16 protein-coding genes are annotated in these 15,452 nt (G+C 66.5%); 4 read left to right on the top strand and 12 right to left on the bottom strand.

The genetic code is table 11. The features are described 5' to 3' along the window. Window positions 1-162 precede the first annotated feature (162 nt). Window positions 163-1,065 (top strand): 3-methyl-2-oxobutanoate hydroxymethyltransferase, encoded by a 903-nt coding sequence (panB, locus tag PCK14_RS02265; protein ID WP_269936826.1) that lies wholly within the window; start codon window positions 163-165, stop codon window positions 1,063-1,065. Window positions 1,066-1,092: 27 nt separating this feature from the next. Here panB and PCK14_RS02270 read toward each other — a convergent pair whose 3' ends face one another. Further along, window positions 1,093-1,269, bottom strand: coding sequence for an SPOR domain-containing protein (locus tag PCK14_RS02270; protein ID WP_269936827.1), 177 nt, complete (start codon window positions 1,267-1,269; stop codon window positions 1,093-1,095). 81 nt (window positions 1,270-1,350) lie between these two features. Here PCK14_RS02270 and map point away from each other — a divergent pair, with 81 nt between their 5' ends. From map to PCK14_RS02285, 3 genes are all read left to right on the top strand, one after another. Beyond that, a complete protein-coding gene (map, locus tag PCK14_RS02275) occupies window positions 1,351-2,229 on the top strand; it encodes a type I methionyl aminopeptidase (protein ID WP_269936828.1) in 879 nt (292 codons plus the stop codon). 82 nt (window positions 2,230-2,311) lie between these two features. Continuing rightward, the gene (gene ppgK, locus PCK14_RS02280; protein ID WP_269936829.1) at window positions 2,312-3,106 is read left to right on the top strand and encodes a polyphosphate--glucose phosphotransferase; all 795 of its coding nucleotides are present in this window, start codon (window positions 2,312-2,314) and stop codon (window positions 3,104-3,106) included. A gap of 6 nt (window positions 3,107-3,112) precedes the next feature. Continuing rightward, window positions 3,113-3,868, top strand: coding sequence for an SDR family oxidoreductase (locus PCK14_RS02285; protein WP_269936830.1), 756 nt, complete (start codon window positions 3,113-3,115; stop codon window positions 3,866-3,868). A 54-nt stretch (window positions 3,869-3,922) separates the two neighbouring features. Here PCK14_RS02285 and nrdR read toward each other — a convergent pair whose 3' ends face one another. The 11 genes from nrdR to PCK14_RS02340 all read right to left on the bottom strand — a co-directional run bounded on the left by nrdR (window position 3,923) and on the right by PCK14_RS02340 (window position 15,397). Further along, window positions 3,923-4,408, bottom strand: a complete 486-nt coding sequence (gene nrdR, locus PCK14_RS02290; RefSeq protein WP_269936831.1) for a transcriptional regulator NrdR — start codon at window positions 4,406-4,408, stop codon at window positions 3,923-3,925. Between the two features lie 103 nt (window positions 4,409-4,511). Next, window positions 4,512-5,843, bottom strand: a complete 1,332-nt coding sequence (hisD, locus tag PCK14_RS02295; RefSeq protein ID WP_269936980.1) for a histidinol dehydrogenase — start codon at window positions 5,841-5,843, stop codon at window positions 4,512-4,514. 110 nt (window positions 5,844-5,953) lie between these two features. Next, window positions 5,954-6,589 carry a hypothetical protein gene (locus PCK14_RS02300; protein ID WP_269936832.1) on the bottom strand — a complete coding sequence of 212 codons (636 nt, stop codon included), beginning with the start codon at window positions 6,587-6,589 and terminating at the stop codon, window positions 5,954-5,956. A gap of 30 nt (window positions 6,590-6,619) precedes the next feature. Then, on the bottom strand, window positions 6,620-10,186 hold the full coding sequence (gene dnaE / locus PCK14_RS02305) for a DNA polymerase III subunit alpha (RefSeq protein WP_269936833.1): 3,567 nt from the start codon (window positions 10,184-10,186) through the stop codon (window positions 6,620-6,622). A gap of 142 nt (window positions 10,187-10,328) precedes the next feature. Further along, window positions 10,329-11,252, bottom strand: coding sequence for an RluA family pseudouridine synthase (locus PCK14_RS02310; protein ID WP_269936834.1), 924 nt, complete (start codon window positions 11,250-11,252; stop codon window positions 10,329-10,331). After that, a complete protein-coding gene (gene lspA / locus PCK14_RS02315) occupies window positions 11,245-11,835 on the bottom strand; it encodes a signal peptidase II (RefSeq protein WP_269936835.1) in 591 nt (196 codons plus the stop codon). The genes PCK14_RS02310 and lspA overlap by 8 nt, the downstream gene beginning before the upstream one ends. A 122-nt stretch (window positions 11,836-11,957) precedes the next feature. Continuing rightward, window positions 11,958-12,644: a DivIVA domain-containing protein gene (locus PCK14_RS02320; protein WP_269936836.1), complete on the bottom strand. Its 687-nt coding sequence runs from the start codon at window positions 12,642-12,644 to the stop codon at window positions 11,958-11,960. A 146-nt stretch (window positions 12,645-12,790) separates the two neighbouring features. Beyond that, on the bottom strand, window positions 12,791-13,081 hold the full coding sequence (locus tag PCK14_RS02325) for a YggT family protein (protein ID WP_269936837.1): 291 nt from the start codon (window positions 13,079-13,081) through the stop codon (window positions 12,791-12,793). 169 nt (window positions 13,082-13,250) lie between these two features. After that, a complete protein-coding gene (locus PCK14_RS02330) occupies window positions 13,251-13,778 on the bottom strand; it encodes a cell division protein SepF (RefSeq protein ID WP_269936838.1) in 528 nt (175 codons plus the stop codon). An 87-nt stretch (window positions 13,779-13,865) separates the two neighbouring features. Next, on the bottom strand, window positions 13,866-14,612 hold the full coding sequence (locus PCK14_RS02335; RefSeq protein WP_269936839.1) for a YggS family pyridoxal phosphate-dependent enzyme: 747 nt from the start codon (window positions 14,610-14,612) through the stop codon (window positions 13,866-13,868). Then, a complete protein-coding gene (locus PCK14_RS02340; protein WP_269936840.1) occupies window positions 14,609-15,397 on the bottom strand; it encodes a polyphenol oxidase family protein in 789 nt (262 codons plus the stop codon). Before PCK14_RS02340 ends, PCK14_RS02335 begins: the two co-directional genes overlap by 4 nt. Window positions 15,398-15,452 lie beyond the last annotated feature (55 nt).

A 15,452-nucleotide genomic window follows, 5' to 3' on the forward strand; every position in this document is an offset into this window, starting at 1 on the left:
CTTGTGACATCCCGCTGCTGGCAGCCGGCAGCGGCGGGTTTGCTGGCAGGAGTGTTCCCTGCAGTGATTACTCTACTAACAGCGGGGGCGCGGATGTGCCCCGTTCGCCACATTGCGCCCGCGGGGTCCGGAAAGATCTGTGAACAGTAATAAGCTGGAGCCATGGCACCCATGAGCACCCCAGAGTCCGCTGCGTCCGAACCCGCCGAGGTGGCGGCCCCCTACGGAACGGGAGCGGCCCCGGCCCGAACGGGCGGCGTCCCGGCCACGGCCGCCAAGGTCCGCACCCACCACCTGCAGGCCGCCAAGGCCGCCGGGCAGAAATTCGCCATGCTGACCGCCTACGACCAGTACACGGCGCAGATCTTTGACGAGGCCGGCATTGAGGTGCTCCTGGTGGGCGACTCCGCCTCCAACAACGTGCTGGGCAACGAGACGTCCCTGCCCATCACCCTCGATGAAATGATCATCTTCTCCCGCGCCGTGACGGCCGGCTCCAAGCGCGCCCTCGTCGTGGCTGACCTGCCCTTCGGCAGCTACGAGCAGTCCCCCGCGCAGGCCATCGCCTCCTCGGTGCGCCTCATGAAGGAGGGGCTCGTGCACGCGGTCAAGATGGAGGGCGGCGCCTACTACGCCCCCACCGTCCGCGCCCTGACCCAGGCCGGCATCCCCGTCATGGCACACATCGGCTTCACCCCGCAAAGCGAGCACATGCTCGGCGGCTACCGTGTCCAGGGCCGCGGCGAAATGGCCCAGGCCATGGTTGACGACGCCGTTGCCCTGACGGAGGCCGGCGCGTTCTGCGTGCTGATGGAGATGGTCCCGGCCGAAACAGCCGCTTTGGTGGACGCCGCCATTTCAGTACCCACCGTGGGCATCGGCGCCGGCAACACCACCACGGGCCAGGTCCTGGTGTGGCAGGACATGGCAGGGCTGCGGACCGGCAAGATGGCCAAGTTCGTCAAGCAGTACGCCCAGATGCGCACCATCCTGGCCGACGCCGCCACCGAGTTTGGCGCCGAAGTCCGCTCCGGCGTGTTCCCGGGCCCCGAGCATACGTTCTAGCCAAGGACCCCGGCCCCTGGGCCGGGGTCAGTCTTCGTTGTCCTCTTCGTCCAGGGCGTCGGCGGCCTCGTTGCGCTCGCGCACCCGCGCCAGCGCCTGTTCGGCTTCCTCCCGGGATTCATAGGGGCCGATGAGGGACTTCCAGCCGGACTGGGCATCCTTCTCCACCTCATGGGTTTCCACGTTGTACCAGTACTGCGCCATGTCGGCCTCCAGATGTGAGCGGGCGGATCTAACGGACTCCTGCCATCATAGGCCGCGGCCAAAAACTTATAGGATGGTGCCATGTCTTCCACAGCCACCACTGCCCCGATCGGCAAGCTCGTCCCCGGAACCATCAGCGGCGAGCTGCCGGTTCCGTTCTCCATCCCCCGCCCCGAATACGTGGGCAAGGCCGGCCCCGCGCCGTTCAAGGGTTCCGAGGTCAAGGACGCAGAGACGCTGGAAAAGATCCGCATCTCCGCCAAAATCGCCGCCCAGGCGATTGTCGAAGTGGGCAGGCACATTGTTCCCGGCGTCACCACCGACGCACTGGACCGGATCGGCCACGAGTTCCTGCTGGACCACAAGGCCTACCCCTCAACGCTGGGCTACCGCGGCTTCCCGAAGTCCCTGTGCTCCTCGATCAATGAGGTCATCTGCCACGGCATCCCGGACACCACAGTGGTTGAAGACGGCGACATCATCAACATCGACATCACGGCGTTCAAAAACGGTGTGCACGGCGACACGAACTGGACGTTCACCGTGGGCGACGTCGACGAGGAATCCCGCCTGCTGGTGGAGCGCACCCAGGAATCGCTGAACCGTGCCATCCGGGCCGTGGCCCCGGGCCGGGAAATCAACATCATCGGCCGGGCCATCGAGTCCTACGCCAAGCGTTTTGGCTACGGCGTGGTGCGCGACTTCACCGGCCATGGCGTGGGCGAAGCGTTCCACACCGGGCTGATTATTCCGCATTATGACGCCGCGCCGGCCTACAACACTGTGTTGGAGGAGGGGATGGTGTTTACCATTGAACCCATGCTCACGCTGGGCACGATTGACTGGGACATGTGGGCCGATGACTGGACGGTTGTCACCCGCGACCGCAAGCGCACGGCGCAGTTCGAACACACCATGGTGGTCACCGCCACGGGCGCCGAAGTCCTCACGCTTCCGTAACTTTCCCCGCGCGAAGGCCCGCCAGGGCAGCCGCGTGCCGCGACACCCCTGCACCTGACAGTTCCCTACCCCTGGAGTACGCATGTCCAAGAAGCACTCACCCAAGACGACCGTCATCGGCATCGACATTGGCGGCACCGGCATCAAGGGCGGCATCGTCGACCTCGAGAGCGGCCAGGTCGTGGGCGAACGCTTCCGGATCCCCACCCCCACCCCCTCCACGCCGCAAAACGTGGCCAAGGTGGTCAAGGAGATCGTGGACGAGCTCTCCGGCCGCGAGCATGCGCCGGCCAAGGACGCCCCCGTGGGCATCACCTTCCCGGCCATCATCGCCCACGGCGTCTCCCTCTCGGCTGCCAACGTGGACCAGTCCTGGATCAACGCCGACGTGGACCACATCTTCTCCAGGGAACTGGGCCGCGATGTCCAGGTCATGAACGACGCCGACGCCGCCGGCCTCGCCGAGGCCCGCTACGGCGCCGGCAAGGACGTCAAGGGCACCGTCCTGGTCATCACTTTGGGCACCGGCATCGGTTCGGCCTTCATCTTCAACGGCAAGCTCATCCCCAACGTGGAACTGGGCCACCTGGAACTCGACGGCCACGACGCCGAAACGAAGGCCTCCGCCAGCGCACGCGAACGCGACGACATCAGCTGGGACGAGTACGCCGTGCGCCTGCAGCGCTACTTCTCCCACGTGGAATTCCTGTTCTCCCCCGAACTGTTCATCATCGGCGGCGGCATCTCCAAGCGCAGCGAAGACTACCTGCCGCAGCTGGACCTGCGCACCAAGATCATCCCGGCCGAACTGGCCAACAACGCCGGCATCGTCGGCGGCGCCCTCCAGGCAGCCGTCCACTTCAAGATCACCAAGTAGCCCACCATGGACGGCCGGCACGACGTTGCCATTGTGACCGGGGCAAGCCGGGGCATAGGTGCCGCGACGGCCGTCCTGGCCGCCCGGGCAGGGCGTGCCGTGGTGGTCAACTACTCGCAGGACGCCGACGGCGCCGCCGCCGTTGTCCAGGAGATTGAGGGCCTGGGCGGCAGGGCACTGGCCGTGCAGGCCGATGTGTCCGACCCCAACGCCGTGCGGGCGCTTTTCGACGCCGCCGCCACGCTGGGGCCCGTGCGCGCCGTCGTCAACAATGCCGGCATCACGGGTGACTTGATCGGGCCGCTCGTGGACGTCCCGGCCGAAACTGTCAGGCGCGTGCTGGACGTCAACGTGGCCGGCGCCATCTACATGTGCCAGGAGGCACAGCGGCGCATGTCCACGGCAACGGGCGGGGACGGCGGCAGCATCGTCAACATCTCCTCAACCGCCGTCAAGGCCGGCTCCCCCGGCACCTGGGTGCACTATGCCGCATCCAAGGGCGCACTCGACGTGCTGACCATTGGCTTTGCCACCGAGGCGGCGGCACACGGCATCCGCGTCAACGCAGTATCCCCCGGCAGCACCAACACGGGTTTGCACGCCGCGGCAGGCATGCCGGACCGGGTGGAGCGCCTGAACCACCTGATCCCCATGGGACGCGGCGGCGAGCCGGAGGAGGTTGCCGCGGCGGTGCTGTGGCTCCTCGGCCCGGAGGCCTCCTATGTCACGGGCGCCATCCTGCCCGTTGCCGGCGGCCGCTAAGGGCAGCCAACAGCGGCAAACATCACGCCCGGCGCCCCCTGCATGGCCCTTTTGTCAGCTGCCTGCGGCCGCGCTTCGGCCGGCCGGCTGCTGCTGGGCCTCGCTGCGCAACTGCGCAATGGAAGCCTCAAAGTCCTCCAGCGATTCAAAGGCCTGGTACACGCTGGCAAAGCGCAGGTACGCCACGAGGTCCAGTCGGCGCAGCGGCGCAAGGATGGCCAGGCCGACGTCGTTCGCGTCAATTTCCGCAGCCCCGCTGGCGCGGATGGATTCCTCGACTTCCTGCGCCAGCATGGCGAGGTCGTCGTCGGTGACGGGGCGGCCCTGGCAGGCCTTGCGCACGCCGCTGATGACCTTGCTGCGGCTGAACGGCTCGGCCACCCCTGAGCGCTTGGTCACGGAGAGGCTGGCGGTTTCCATGGTGCTGAAGCGGCGGCCGCACTCGGTGCATTGCCGGCGGCGCCGGATGGAGGATCCGTCGTCGGAGAGACGGGAGTCCACCACCCTGGAGTCAGGATTGCGGCAAAACGGGCAGTACATGCGTTTTCCTTCGGCTCATGGTGTGTCCCAGTCTAGGTCCGGGCCCAGGCTAATGACAATCGTGTAAGTATCGTGCGCGCAGGGCGCCGCGCCTGGCCGGCGACTAGGCGAAACGGACGGCGACGGCGTCACCGTGCGCCGGCAGGCCCTCGGCCTTGGACAGCGTGATGACGTGCCCGGCAACTTCCGCAAGTGCATCCTTGGAGTAGTTGATGACCTGCACGGCACGCAGGAACGTTGTGACGTTCAGTCCCGAGGAGAATGCCGCGGTGCCGCTCGTGGGGAGCACGTGGTTTGAACCTGCGCAGTAGTCGCCCAGGCTGACGGGGCTGTAGTCCCCCACAAAGATGGCGCCGGCGCTCGTGATGCGCGCAGCCACCCCGGCGGCGTCCTCGGTCACGACCTCCAGGTGTTCGGCCGCGTAGGCGTTGCACACCTGGACGCCCTGGTCCATGCCGTCCACCAGCACGATGCCGGACTGGGGCCCGGCCAGAGCCGTCTCCACCCGTTCGCGGTGCCGGGTCAGGGCCACCTGGCGCAGCAGTTCACGGTCGACGGCGTCAGCCAGTGCCGGTGAATCCGTCACCAGCACGGAGGCGGCGTTGGGGTCGTGCTCGGCCTGGCTGATGAGGTCGGCTGCCACGAACACGGGGTTGGCGGTGTGGTCTGCCAGCACGGCAATTTCGGTGGCGCCGGCCTCCGAGTCGATGCCCACCACGCCCTTGACCAGGCGCTTGGCGGTGGCGACAAAGATGTTGCCGGGGCCGGTGACAACGTCGACGGGCTCAATGGCCCCGCCTTCGCCGTTGGCGCTGCTGCCTGCGGCAACACCGTGTGCAAAGGCCGCGATGGCCTGCGCCCCGCCCATGGCGTAGACCTCATCAATGCCCAGCAGCGCGGCGGCGGCCAGGACGGTCAGGTCCGGCAGACCGCCGTTTTCCTTCTGCGGCGGGGAGGCCAGGGCCACGGAGCCAACGCCGGCGGCCAGGGCGGGCACCACGTTCATGACAACGGACGAAGGGTAGGCGGCAAGGCCACCGGGCACATACAGTCCCACACGGCGCACGGGCAGCCAGTGTGAGGAGACCACGGCGCCGCTGGCCACGGGGAAGTCAACATTGGCGGGCTTTTGTGCCTGGGCGAAGGCAGAGGCGCGTGCGATGGATTCCTCGAGGGCGGCCCGCACGGCCGGGTCAAGGTTTTCCAGGGCCTCGGCGAGTGCTGCGGCGGGGATCCGAGGGTGTTCCTGGGCGACGCCGTCGAACTTTTCGGCGAGCTCGGACAGGGCCGCGTGGCCGCGGAGCCTGACGTCGGCAATGATGGCGTGCACGGCGTCCTCGGCCGTGGTGACCGTCGAGTGGGCAGTGCGCGGCACGGCCACCTTCAGCTCGGCAAGGCTGAGTGCCTGCCCGCGCAGGTCCGTGCGGCGCAACATGGCCGGGGCTGTGCCGGTTCCGGCGGGGCTGCTGGACGTGGGGATCTCTTCGTAGCTCACAGAACTTGAGTTTACCCGTTGCACAGCACCATGGCGTTCAGTGCGGCGGCTCAGTCGGCCGCAGGCTCCTGTGCCACGCGGGGCGCTGTCGCCGCCGGCACAAACGAGTACGAGATGAGAGACCAGGCGAAGACCACTACTGAGCTCGCCAGCGGCCAGAGCAGCAAGATGGAGCCGGAGCGCAGCGAGAAGACCATGCTGGGGCTGGCCATGTCGGCAGGCGGCTTGTGGAAGAGGTCGCCTGCGAAGACGCCTGTGCGCCACGCAATCACGGCCCCCGCCGCGCCTGCCACCGCCAGGACAACCGCAATGAGGGGCGACTGTGCCGAGCCACCCATGCGGGTGCGGCGGCGGCCGCCCATGGCCAGGACAGCGGAAATGATGCCGCCGGCCACGAGCAGGATGGCCAGCACGGCGTCACGGGCGAACCAGGTGGCATGGTCGGTGCTGTCCCCGTGGAAGGCGCCGCCCGGGGCGATGAGCCACCACAGCACGCCGGCCGCGGCCCCCGCCGCTGCGCAGAAGCCAAGCCAGCGGCGCCACAGGGCCGCCGTGCCCTGGGCCAGGGCTGCGGCCCGGCCGCGGCGGGGACCGCGGGCGTCGCGGCGCGCCAACACGGCAGGCACCGGGCTTGCGGGCACCGGGGCAGGCAGTGCGGCAGTTGCTGCCTGGGGTTCTTCAGTCATGGTTCAACCGTATCCTGCCCGGGGGCCCGCTCAGCCCTCAAGGCATGTGGGTCCGAGGAGAACCTTCAGGTCGCCAAACAATGCCGGGGTGGGGTTGACCCTGTGGTGCAGCGGCAGTTTCATGACCTTCACGGCCCGGCTGCCGGCCAGGTGCATCTTGACCTCGGTGTTGCCGCGGTGGTCGCCCAGGACCTGCTTGAGCGCAGTCAGCACGGCCTCGTTGGCCTTGTGCTCGGGCATGGAGATGACAAGGGGTCCGGACATGCCTTCGCTGAGGTCGGGGACGGAGAGCTCCATGGCGTTGAGGGTGATGGCGCCGTCGTCCCGCTTTTGCAGCCTGCCCTTGACCACCACGATCAGGTCCTCGGCCAGCACGTTGGCGATGGGGCCGTAGGTCTGGCCGAAGAACATGACCTCGATGGAGCCGCCCAGGTCCTCGACCTCGCAGCGGGCGTAGGGGTTGCCGCTGCTCTTGGCGATGCGGCGCTGCAGGTTGGTGATCATGCCGGAAATCGTGATGATGTGCCCGTCCTGCGGGCCGTCGTCGCCCAGCACCTGCGTGATGGACAGGTCGGCGTTCTGGCTCAGGATGCCTTCCAGGCCGCGCAGCGGGTGGTCGGAGACGTACAGGCCCAGCATGTCGCGCTCAAACGCGAGCTTGTCCTTCTTCTCCCACTCGGGCAGGTCGGGGATTTCGGTGGTCAGCGCCGATTCCGGCTCGGCATCCCCGCCCAGGCCGGCAAAGAGGTCAAACTGGCCCACCGCCTCATTGCGCTTGATGGTGATGACGGAGTCCACGGCCTCTTCGTGGATCATGGCCAGGGCGCGCCGGGCGTGGCCCAGCGAGTCAAAGGCGCCTGCCTTGATGAGCGATTCAATGGTGCGCTTGTTGCACACCACGGCCGGGACCTTCATGAGGAAGTCGGAGAAGTTCTCGAAGTTGCCGCGCTCCACGCGCGATTCCACCAAGCCGTTGACAACGTTGGCGCCCACGTTGCGGATGGCGCCCATGCCGAAGCGGATGTCGTTGCCCACGGGGGTGAAGTTGAGGGCAGATTCGTTGACGTCGGGGGCCAGGACCGTGATGCCCATGCGGCGGCATTCGTTCAGGTACAGGGCCAGCTTGTCCTTGTCGTCGCCCACGCTGGTGAGCAGCGCGGCCATGTATTCGGCCGGGTGGTGGGCCTTGAGGTAGGCGGTCCAGTAGCTGATGACGCCGTAGGCGGCCGAGTGGGCCTTGTTGAAGGCGTAGTCGGAGAACGGCAGCAGGATGGCCCACAGGGTCTTGACGGCCTCGTCGGTGTAGCCGTTGTCCAGCATGCCCTGGTGGAAGCCCTCATACTGCTTGTCCAGCTCGGACTTCTTCTTCTTGCCCATGGCACGGCGCAGGATGTCGGCGCGGCCCAGCGAGTAGCCGGCCAGCTTCTGCGCGATGGACATGACCTGCTCCTGGTACACGATCAGCCCGTAGGTGCCGCCCAGGATTTCCGCGAGTGGTTCCTCCAGCGTGGGGTGGATGGGGGTGATGGGCTGGAGCCCGTTCTTGCGCAGAGCGTAGTTGGTGTGCGAATCGGCACCCATGGGGCCCGGGCGGTAAAGCGCCAGGACGGCGGAAATGTCCTCGAAGTTGTCGGGGCGCATGAGCTTCAGGAGCGAGCGCATGGGCCCGCCGTCGAGCTGGAACACGCCCAGCGTGTCGCCGCGGGCCATGAGCTCGTAGGAGGCGACGTCGTCGTACTCCAAACCTTCAAGGTCAAGGTCAAAGCCCTTGTTGGCCTTGATGTTCTCCAGGGCATCGGTGATGATCGTGAGGTTTCGCAACCCCAAAAAGTCCATCTTGATCAGGCCAAGGCCCTCGGAGGTGGGGTAGTCGAACTGGGTGATGACCTGCCCGTCCTGGATGCGGCGCATGATCGGGATGACGTCGATGATGGGGTCCGAGGACATGATGACGCCGGCCGCGTGCACGCCCCACTGGCGCTTGAGCCCCTCCAGGCCCTTGGACAGTTCAAAGACCTTGGCCGCTTCGGGATCCGTGTTGATCAGGTTGCGGAAATCCCCGGCCTCGCCGTAACGCTTGGCCTCGGGGTTTTCAATGTCATTGAGCGCAATGTCCTTGGCCATGACGGCAGGCGGCAGCGCCTTGGTCAACATTTCGCCCATGCTGAAGGGGTGCCCCAGCACGCGGGAGGAGTCCTTCAACGCCTGCTTGGTCTTGATGCTGCCGTAGGTCACGATCATGGCGACTCGCTCGTCACCGTACTTCTCGGTCACATACTTGATCACCTCATGGCGGCGGCGATCATCGAAGTCCACGTCAAAGTCAGGCATGGATACACGTTCCGGGTTCAGGAACCGCTCAAAGATCAGGCCGTGGCGCAACGGGTCAAGGTCGGTGATGCGCATGGCGTAGGCCACCATGGAGCCGGCACCTGAACCACGGCCCGGGCCCACGCGGATGCCGTTGTCCTTGGACCAGTTGATGAAGTCGGCCACCACCAGGAAGTAGCCGGGGAAGCCCATCTTGATGATGACATCAAGCTCGTAGTCGGCCTGCTTGCGGACCGCGTCCGGGATGCCGCCCGCGTAGCGGTACTTGAGTCCTGCGTCGACCTCCTTGACCAGCCAGGAGGTCTCGTCCTCCCCTGGCGGGCAAGGGAACTTGGGCATGTAGTTGGCGTTGGTGTTGAAGGAGACGTCGCAGCGCTCGGCGATGAGCAGCGTGTTGTCGCAGGCCTCGGGCAGTTCGGAGAAGAGCTGGCGCATCTCGGCCGGGGACTTCAGGTAGTAGCCGCTGCCACTGAAGGCAAAGCGCTTGCCGCCCTCGTCGTAGGTGGGCTCGGTCAGGGTGGAGGCTGACTGCAGGGCCAGCAGGGCCTCGTGCGCTTTCGCATCGTGCTCGTGCGTGTAGTGGAGGTCGTTCGTGGCCACGAGCGGGATCTGCAGGTCCTTGGCCAGGCGCAGCAGGTCCTTCGTGACGCGGCGTTCAATGTCGAGCCCGTGGTCCATGAGCTCGCAGAAGTAATTCTCTTTGCCGAAGATGTCCTGGAACTCGGCGGCGGCAGCCCTGGCCTCGTTGTACTGGCCCAGGCGGAGCCTTGTCTGCACCTCGCCGGAGGGGCAGCCGGTGGTGGCGATGAGGCCCGTGTGGTACTCGTTGAGCAGCTCGCGGTCCAGGCGCGGGTACTTGCCCATGGGCGAATCCAGGGAGCCCAGCGAGGATGCCCTGAACAAGTTGCGCATGCCCTGGTTGTTGTAGCTCAGCAGGGTCATGTGCGTGTAGAAACCACCGCCGGAGACGTCGTCCTTCTTCTGCGACTCGTCCGTGCGCCACTTGACCCTGGACTTGTCGGTGCGGGCCGTGCCGGGGGTGACGTATGCCTCGACGCCGATGATGGGCTTGATGCCGGCGTCGGTGGCCTTCTTCCAGAAGTCAAAGGCGCCGAACAGGTAGCCGTGGTCGGTGGTGGCCAGGGCCGGCATTTCAAGGCGCTTGGCCTCGTCAAACAGTTCGGTCAGGCGCGCCGCACCGTCCAGCATGGAGTATTCGGTGTGCGTATGGAGATGGACAAAACTGTCAGTCGATGAGCTAGCCACCGAACCATTCTAGTGCCATAGACCGAGCCCCGCCCGGCCACCCAAAGCCACCGCATACGTTCCCGCTTTGCGCACATGTCCGGACATGCGCGCAAAGCGGGAACGTACGCGACGGACCGCTGTCGGCAGACGCGTGGGGCTGCTAGTGCTCGCCGCGGAGGTGGTCCAGGGCGTAGTTCAGGTCCTGCGGGTACGGGCTGGTGACCATGACCGGCTCGCCCGAGGACGGGTGCGTGAAGCCGAGCTTGTGCGCATGCAGCCACTGCCGGGTCAGGCCCAGCTCCGCGGCCAGGGCCGGGTCGGCACCGTAGGTCAGGTCTCCGGCGCAGGGGTGGCGGAGGGCGGAGAAATGGACGCGGATCTGGTGGGTGCGCCCGGTTTCCAGGTGCACCTCCACGAGGGCGGCCTTGCCGAACGCCTCAAGCACCTCGTAGTGCGTGATGGATGGCCGGCCGCCTTCGAGCACGGCGAAGCGCCAGTCGTGGCCGGGGTGGCGGCCGATCGGCGCGTCAATGGTTCCCTGCAGGGGGTCAGGCAGTCCCTGGACCACGGCGTGGTAGATCTTTTCCACCGTGCGGTCGCGGAAGGCCTGTTTCAGCACCGTGTAGGCGTGCTCGGTCTTGGCCACGACCATGGCACCGGAGGTGCCCACGTCCAGGCGGTGCACAATGCCCACACGTTCCTGTGCGCCGGATGTGGAGATGCGGAAGCCTGCGGCGGCGAGCCCGCCCACCACGGTGGGGCCCACCCAGCCGGGTGAGGGGTGTGCGGCCACGCCCACGGGCTTGTCCACCACCACAAAGTCGTCGTCGTCCAGCAGGATCTCCAGGCCTTCAACCGGCTCCACAACCACCTGGAGGGGGTCGCGGCGTTCGGGGATGGTCACCTGGATGCTGGCGCCGGCACGGAACTTCTCGCTCTTGCCCAGCACGGAACCGTCCTGAAGCACATTGCCTTCGCTGCACAAAAGGGCCGCGGCGGAACGGGAGATGCCCAGCAGGGCCGCCAGCCCGGCGTCGGCCCGGCTTCCGGCCACATCTTCGGGAACGTTGAAGGTCTCAGTCATTGCCGGCACCCTTTTCCTTACCGGCCGGGGTGTCCACGGCCTCGGTTTCCTTGCCGGTGGAGCGCTTTCCGTCCATGCCGATGCCCAGCAGCGTCAGGATGCAGATGGTGATGACCCCGCCCACCACGGCCATGTCGGCCATGTTGAAGATGGCGAAGTTGGGGAAGGAGATGAAGTCCACCACGTGGCCCATGCCGAACGACGGCGGCCGGAACAGCCTGTCGGTCAGGTTGCCCAGGGCGCCGCCCAGGACCAGGCCGAGGCCGATGGCCCACCAGGCCGAGCCAATCTTGCGGGCCATGGCCACAATGGCCACCGCCACGGCGGCCATGATGATGGTGAAGACCCAGGTGAAGTTCTCGCCAATGGAGAACGCCGCGCCGGAGTTCAGGATGTGGTACCACTGCAGCACGCCGGGGATGACCGGGGTTTGTTGGCCCAGTTCCATGGTGGAGGTGACCCACCACTTGGTGAGCTGGTCGCAGGTGTAGGCAAAGGCGGCCAGGCCAAGCAGCAGCCAAATGAAGGCGCGGCGGCGGGTTGCGGGTGCCGCCGCCGGGGACGGCATGGAGTTTTCGCTCATGGTGCTTTCGTTTGTTCTGGGCATTGGTTTCCCTCAATCATAGGCGTCGGCGGAACGGCGCCCATGCAAAAAGCCGGCGGCACAAGTTTCCTTGTGCCGCCGGCTTTCATGCGAAAAGTGACTTAGGAGTCTGCGTTGCTCTCCGTGAAGTCCGGTGCCGCCACTGAACCGCGGGCATCCAGGTCGCGCAGCTGGCCTTCAATGTAGGCCTTCAGGCGTGAGCGGTAGTCGCGCTCGAAGCCGCGCAGCTGCTCCACCTTGCGCTCCAGCACGGACCGCTGCTGCTCCAGGGCACCGAGCGTCTTGCGGCTCTTCTCCTGGGCGTCGTTGACCAGCGTGCTGGCCTCGATCTGTGCTTCGGCAATGATCTTGTCGCGCTGCTCAACACCTGCATTGACGTACTCGTCGTGCAGGCGCTGGGCCAGGGCGATGACGCCGGTGGCCGATTCTGCCGAGTTGGCTGCCGGGGCAGGTGCCGCAACGGCGGCCGGGGCCACGGGAGCGGGAGCTTCCACAACAACGGGCTCGGGCGCCTTGACGGCTTCCTTGACCTTGGGCTCGGGCTCCTTGACGGGCTCCTCGACCTTTGCTTCCTTGACGGGCAGCGGTGCTGCCTGAACGGGAACAGCAGCGGTTCCGGAGGAGGCATCGGCGAGCTGCTTGCGCAGGTCATCGTTCTCCTGGTGGAGCCGGCGGAGTTCTACGACGATCTCGTCAAGAAAATCGTCGACTTCGTCCTGGTCATAGCCTTCGCGGAACTTGGTCGGCTGGAACCGCTTGTTGACAACGTCTTCTGGCGTAAGCGCCATCTAGTCACCTCATTGGTTTGAGTGAGTCTGAAACCGGCCCAATGCCAATCCGACTTCGGTACCGAATACAAATCAGGAGATCTGCACTGGGGGTCTATCGTTTTTTACAATATAACTTTTCGCCGTTGAAAACGAACGACGCGGCGCTAAAGCGCAAAACTTTTTGTGAGGCTCATCCCAATGCCCACGGCAACTATCAACAACAGAAAGCCAATGTCAAGGGCCATGGAGCCGATCCGCAGCGGGGGGATCATGGCACGCAGCTTGCGCAACGGCGGGTCGGTGAGCCGGTAGACCAGGGAGGCCCCCAGCAATGCGGCACCCTTGGGCCGCCAGTCGCGGGCAAACACCTGGATCCAGTCAAAGACCATCCGCAGCAGGAGCGCCAAAAAGTACAGCAGGAGCAGAAGGTACAGGAGGGCAAAAACTATTTTCACGCGGGCGCACACATTCCTGGGTTCGGGAAAGAAAAAAAGCTTGACTCAACAATAGACCAGCACGGCGCGAGCCGCCCTGCGCCGGATTTTCCCCGGCACCCCGTACAACGCACTGCCCGGGCACTTTGTGCCCGGGCAGTGGAAAAAGTTGGGGATGGTTGCGGCAATCTCAGCTCTGGTTGAAGAAGGCTGCCTGCGTGTCGGAGATCTTCTTGTCGTCGCCCAGCACCTCGATGTAGGACGGGGAGAGCAGGAACACCTTGTTGGTGACGCGCTCAATCGAGCCGCGCAGCCCAAAGACCAGGCCGGCAGAGAAGTCCACCAGGCGCTTGGCGTCGGCTTCACCCATGTCCGTGACGTTCATGATGACGGGGATGCCGTCGCGGAAGCTCTCACCAATGATCTTGGCATCGTTGTAGGAGCGGGGGTGGACGGTGGTGATCTGACGCAAACTTTCAGCCTCTTCCCTTTTTTGAGCGGCACGCTTGATGGGGGTCACGGGAGCGCGGTATTCCTCGTCGCCGGCCTTGGGCGCGGCTGCCTCGGGAGCCGGGGCCGGTGCGGGGGCGCTTTCGCGCTCGAGGGGCTCGGCGTACTCCTCGTCCCTCGGCAATGACGGAGCATGCTCTGCGTCATAGTGCTCGTCACCGTCGGCGAGCCCAAGAAAGATCATTGTCTTGCGCATTGCGCCAGCCATGGTTGCTCCTCATTAGTCTGCAAAGCACAGATCTCGTTGTCCGGTACGTTTTGCGTAACAATTGCGTTGTTTCCAACACTCAAAACGCTACAGCACGCCAGGACGCGGGCCGAGTATATCGGAACCGACACGCAGGTGTGTCGCCCCGGCGGCGATTGCCGCCTCCAAATCGTGGCTCATGCCGGCCGAAATTGCCCGTGCGCCGGGGTGTGTGAGCGCCAGGGCGGCCGATTGGGCCGCGAGCATCTCGAAGGCAGGTTCGGGCGCGGCGCCCAGGGGTGCCACGGCCATGAGCCCGGCCAGTTCGAGCCCTGCCGTGCCGGCAACGAGGTCCGCAAGCCTGGCAATGCCCGACGGCGCGACCCCTCCCCTGCCGCCTGGGGCCGCAGCCGGGGCGTCGCCGGGGACGGCGCTGCTCAGGTCCACCTGGATGTAGCACAACAGATCCGCACGGCCGGTTTCCTGCTGCCGGGCTTCCATGGCACGGCCCAGGGCCGTGGCCAGGGAGGCACGGTCGATCGAGTGGACGGAGTGGGCGTAGGCAGCCACGGACTTGGCCTTGTTGCTCTGCAGCTGGCCGATGAAGTGCCAGCGCAGGGCCTGGTCCGCGACCTCTGCAGCCTTGGCGGCCGCCTCCTGGTCCCGGTTCTCGCCGACGTCGGCAACGCCCAGGCTGCGCAGCCGCAGGACGTCGGCGGCGGGGTGGAACTTGCTGACCACAATGAGGGTGGGCGCCGGGCCGGGGCGCCCGGCAGCGGCGGCGCCGATCCGGCGCTGGACGGCGGCCAGGCGGTGCGCGAGCTGGGCGGTGCGGGGATCCTCAAGCAGGGTCATGGAGTGGGTGCTTTCCGTGGGTTGGTGCTGGTGCGGGAGGCGGCAACGAAACCAATGAAGCGGCCCTCCGCCTCGGCGTCGCGCATGGAGCGGCGGTGCGAGAAGAAGCGCGGGTCCTCCAGTGTGCAGATCCCTGACGGGATTGCCGTGGCCCCGGCGGCCCGCAGCTGGGCCAGCACGGCGGCCGGCAGGTCCAGGGCGGGCGTGCCCCAGGACGTTGTGGCGAAGGACTCAGGGACGCGTGCGGCCACGGCGGCACGCATGGGCTCGGGCACCTCGTAGCAGCGACCGCACACGCTCGGTCCCAGCACGGCCGAGATGTTCCCGGCCCCGGCCGCCTGCATGCGGGCGACAACGGCGGCAATGACACCCTTCTCAACCCCGGGGCGCCCGGCGTGGGCCACGGCCAGGACGGGCTCGCCGGAGGCGGTTTCCCCGGCCAGGACCACGGGCACGCAGTCGGCCACCATGACGGCCAGGCCGGCCGAGGTGCGCGTCTCCCCCACGGCGACCATGGCATCTGCCACCGGGTGGGGGCCGGCCGTTGGCACGCCGTCAACCGTGAAGCCGCCGTCAGTCAGCTCGGCCACAGCGTTGCCGTGGACCTGCTCCATGTAGGCGAGCCGCACGCCGTCGCCGGCATGTCGGGAAATTTCCGCGTCAACGCCGGCCCGGCGGCCCGTGACGGCTGCGGGGTCGTCACCAACGTGAAAGGCCAGGTTGCCTGCTGCGGCGTCGGTGAAGCCCGCCCAGATTCCGGGGCGGAGCTGTTCGGTGGACCACATGCAAAAAACCTGACCATTCATGGTGCCGCCGGCTGTTGCCGGCGGCGGGTGTTGG

Origin of the sequence: Arthrobacter sp. HY1533 (assembly GCF_027568515.1) — a bacterium.
In the GTDB taxonomy this organism is placed as follows: domain Bacteria; phylum Actinomycetota; class Actinomycetes; order Actinomycetales; family Micrococcaceae; genus Specibacter.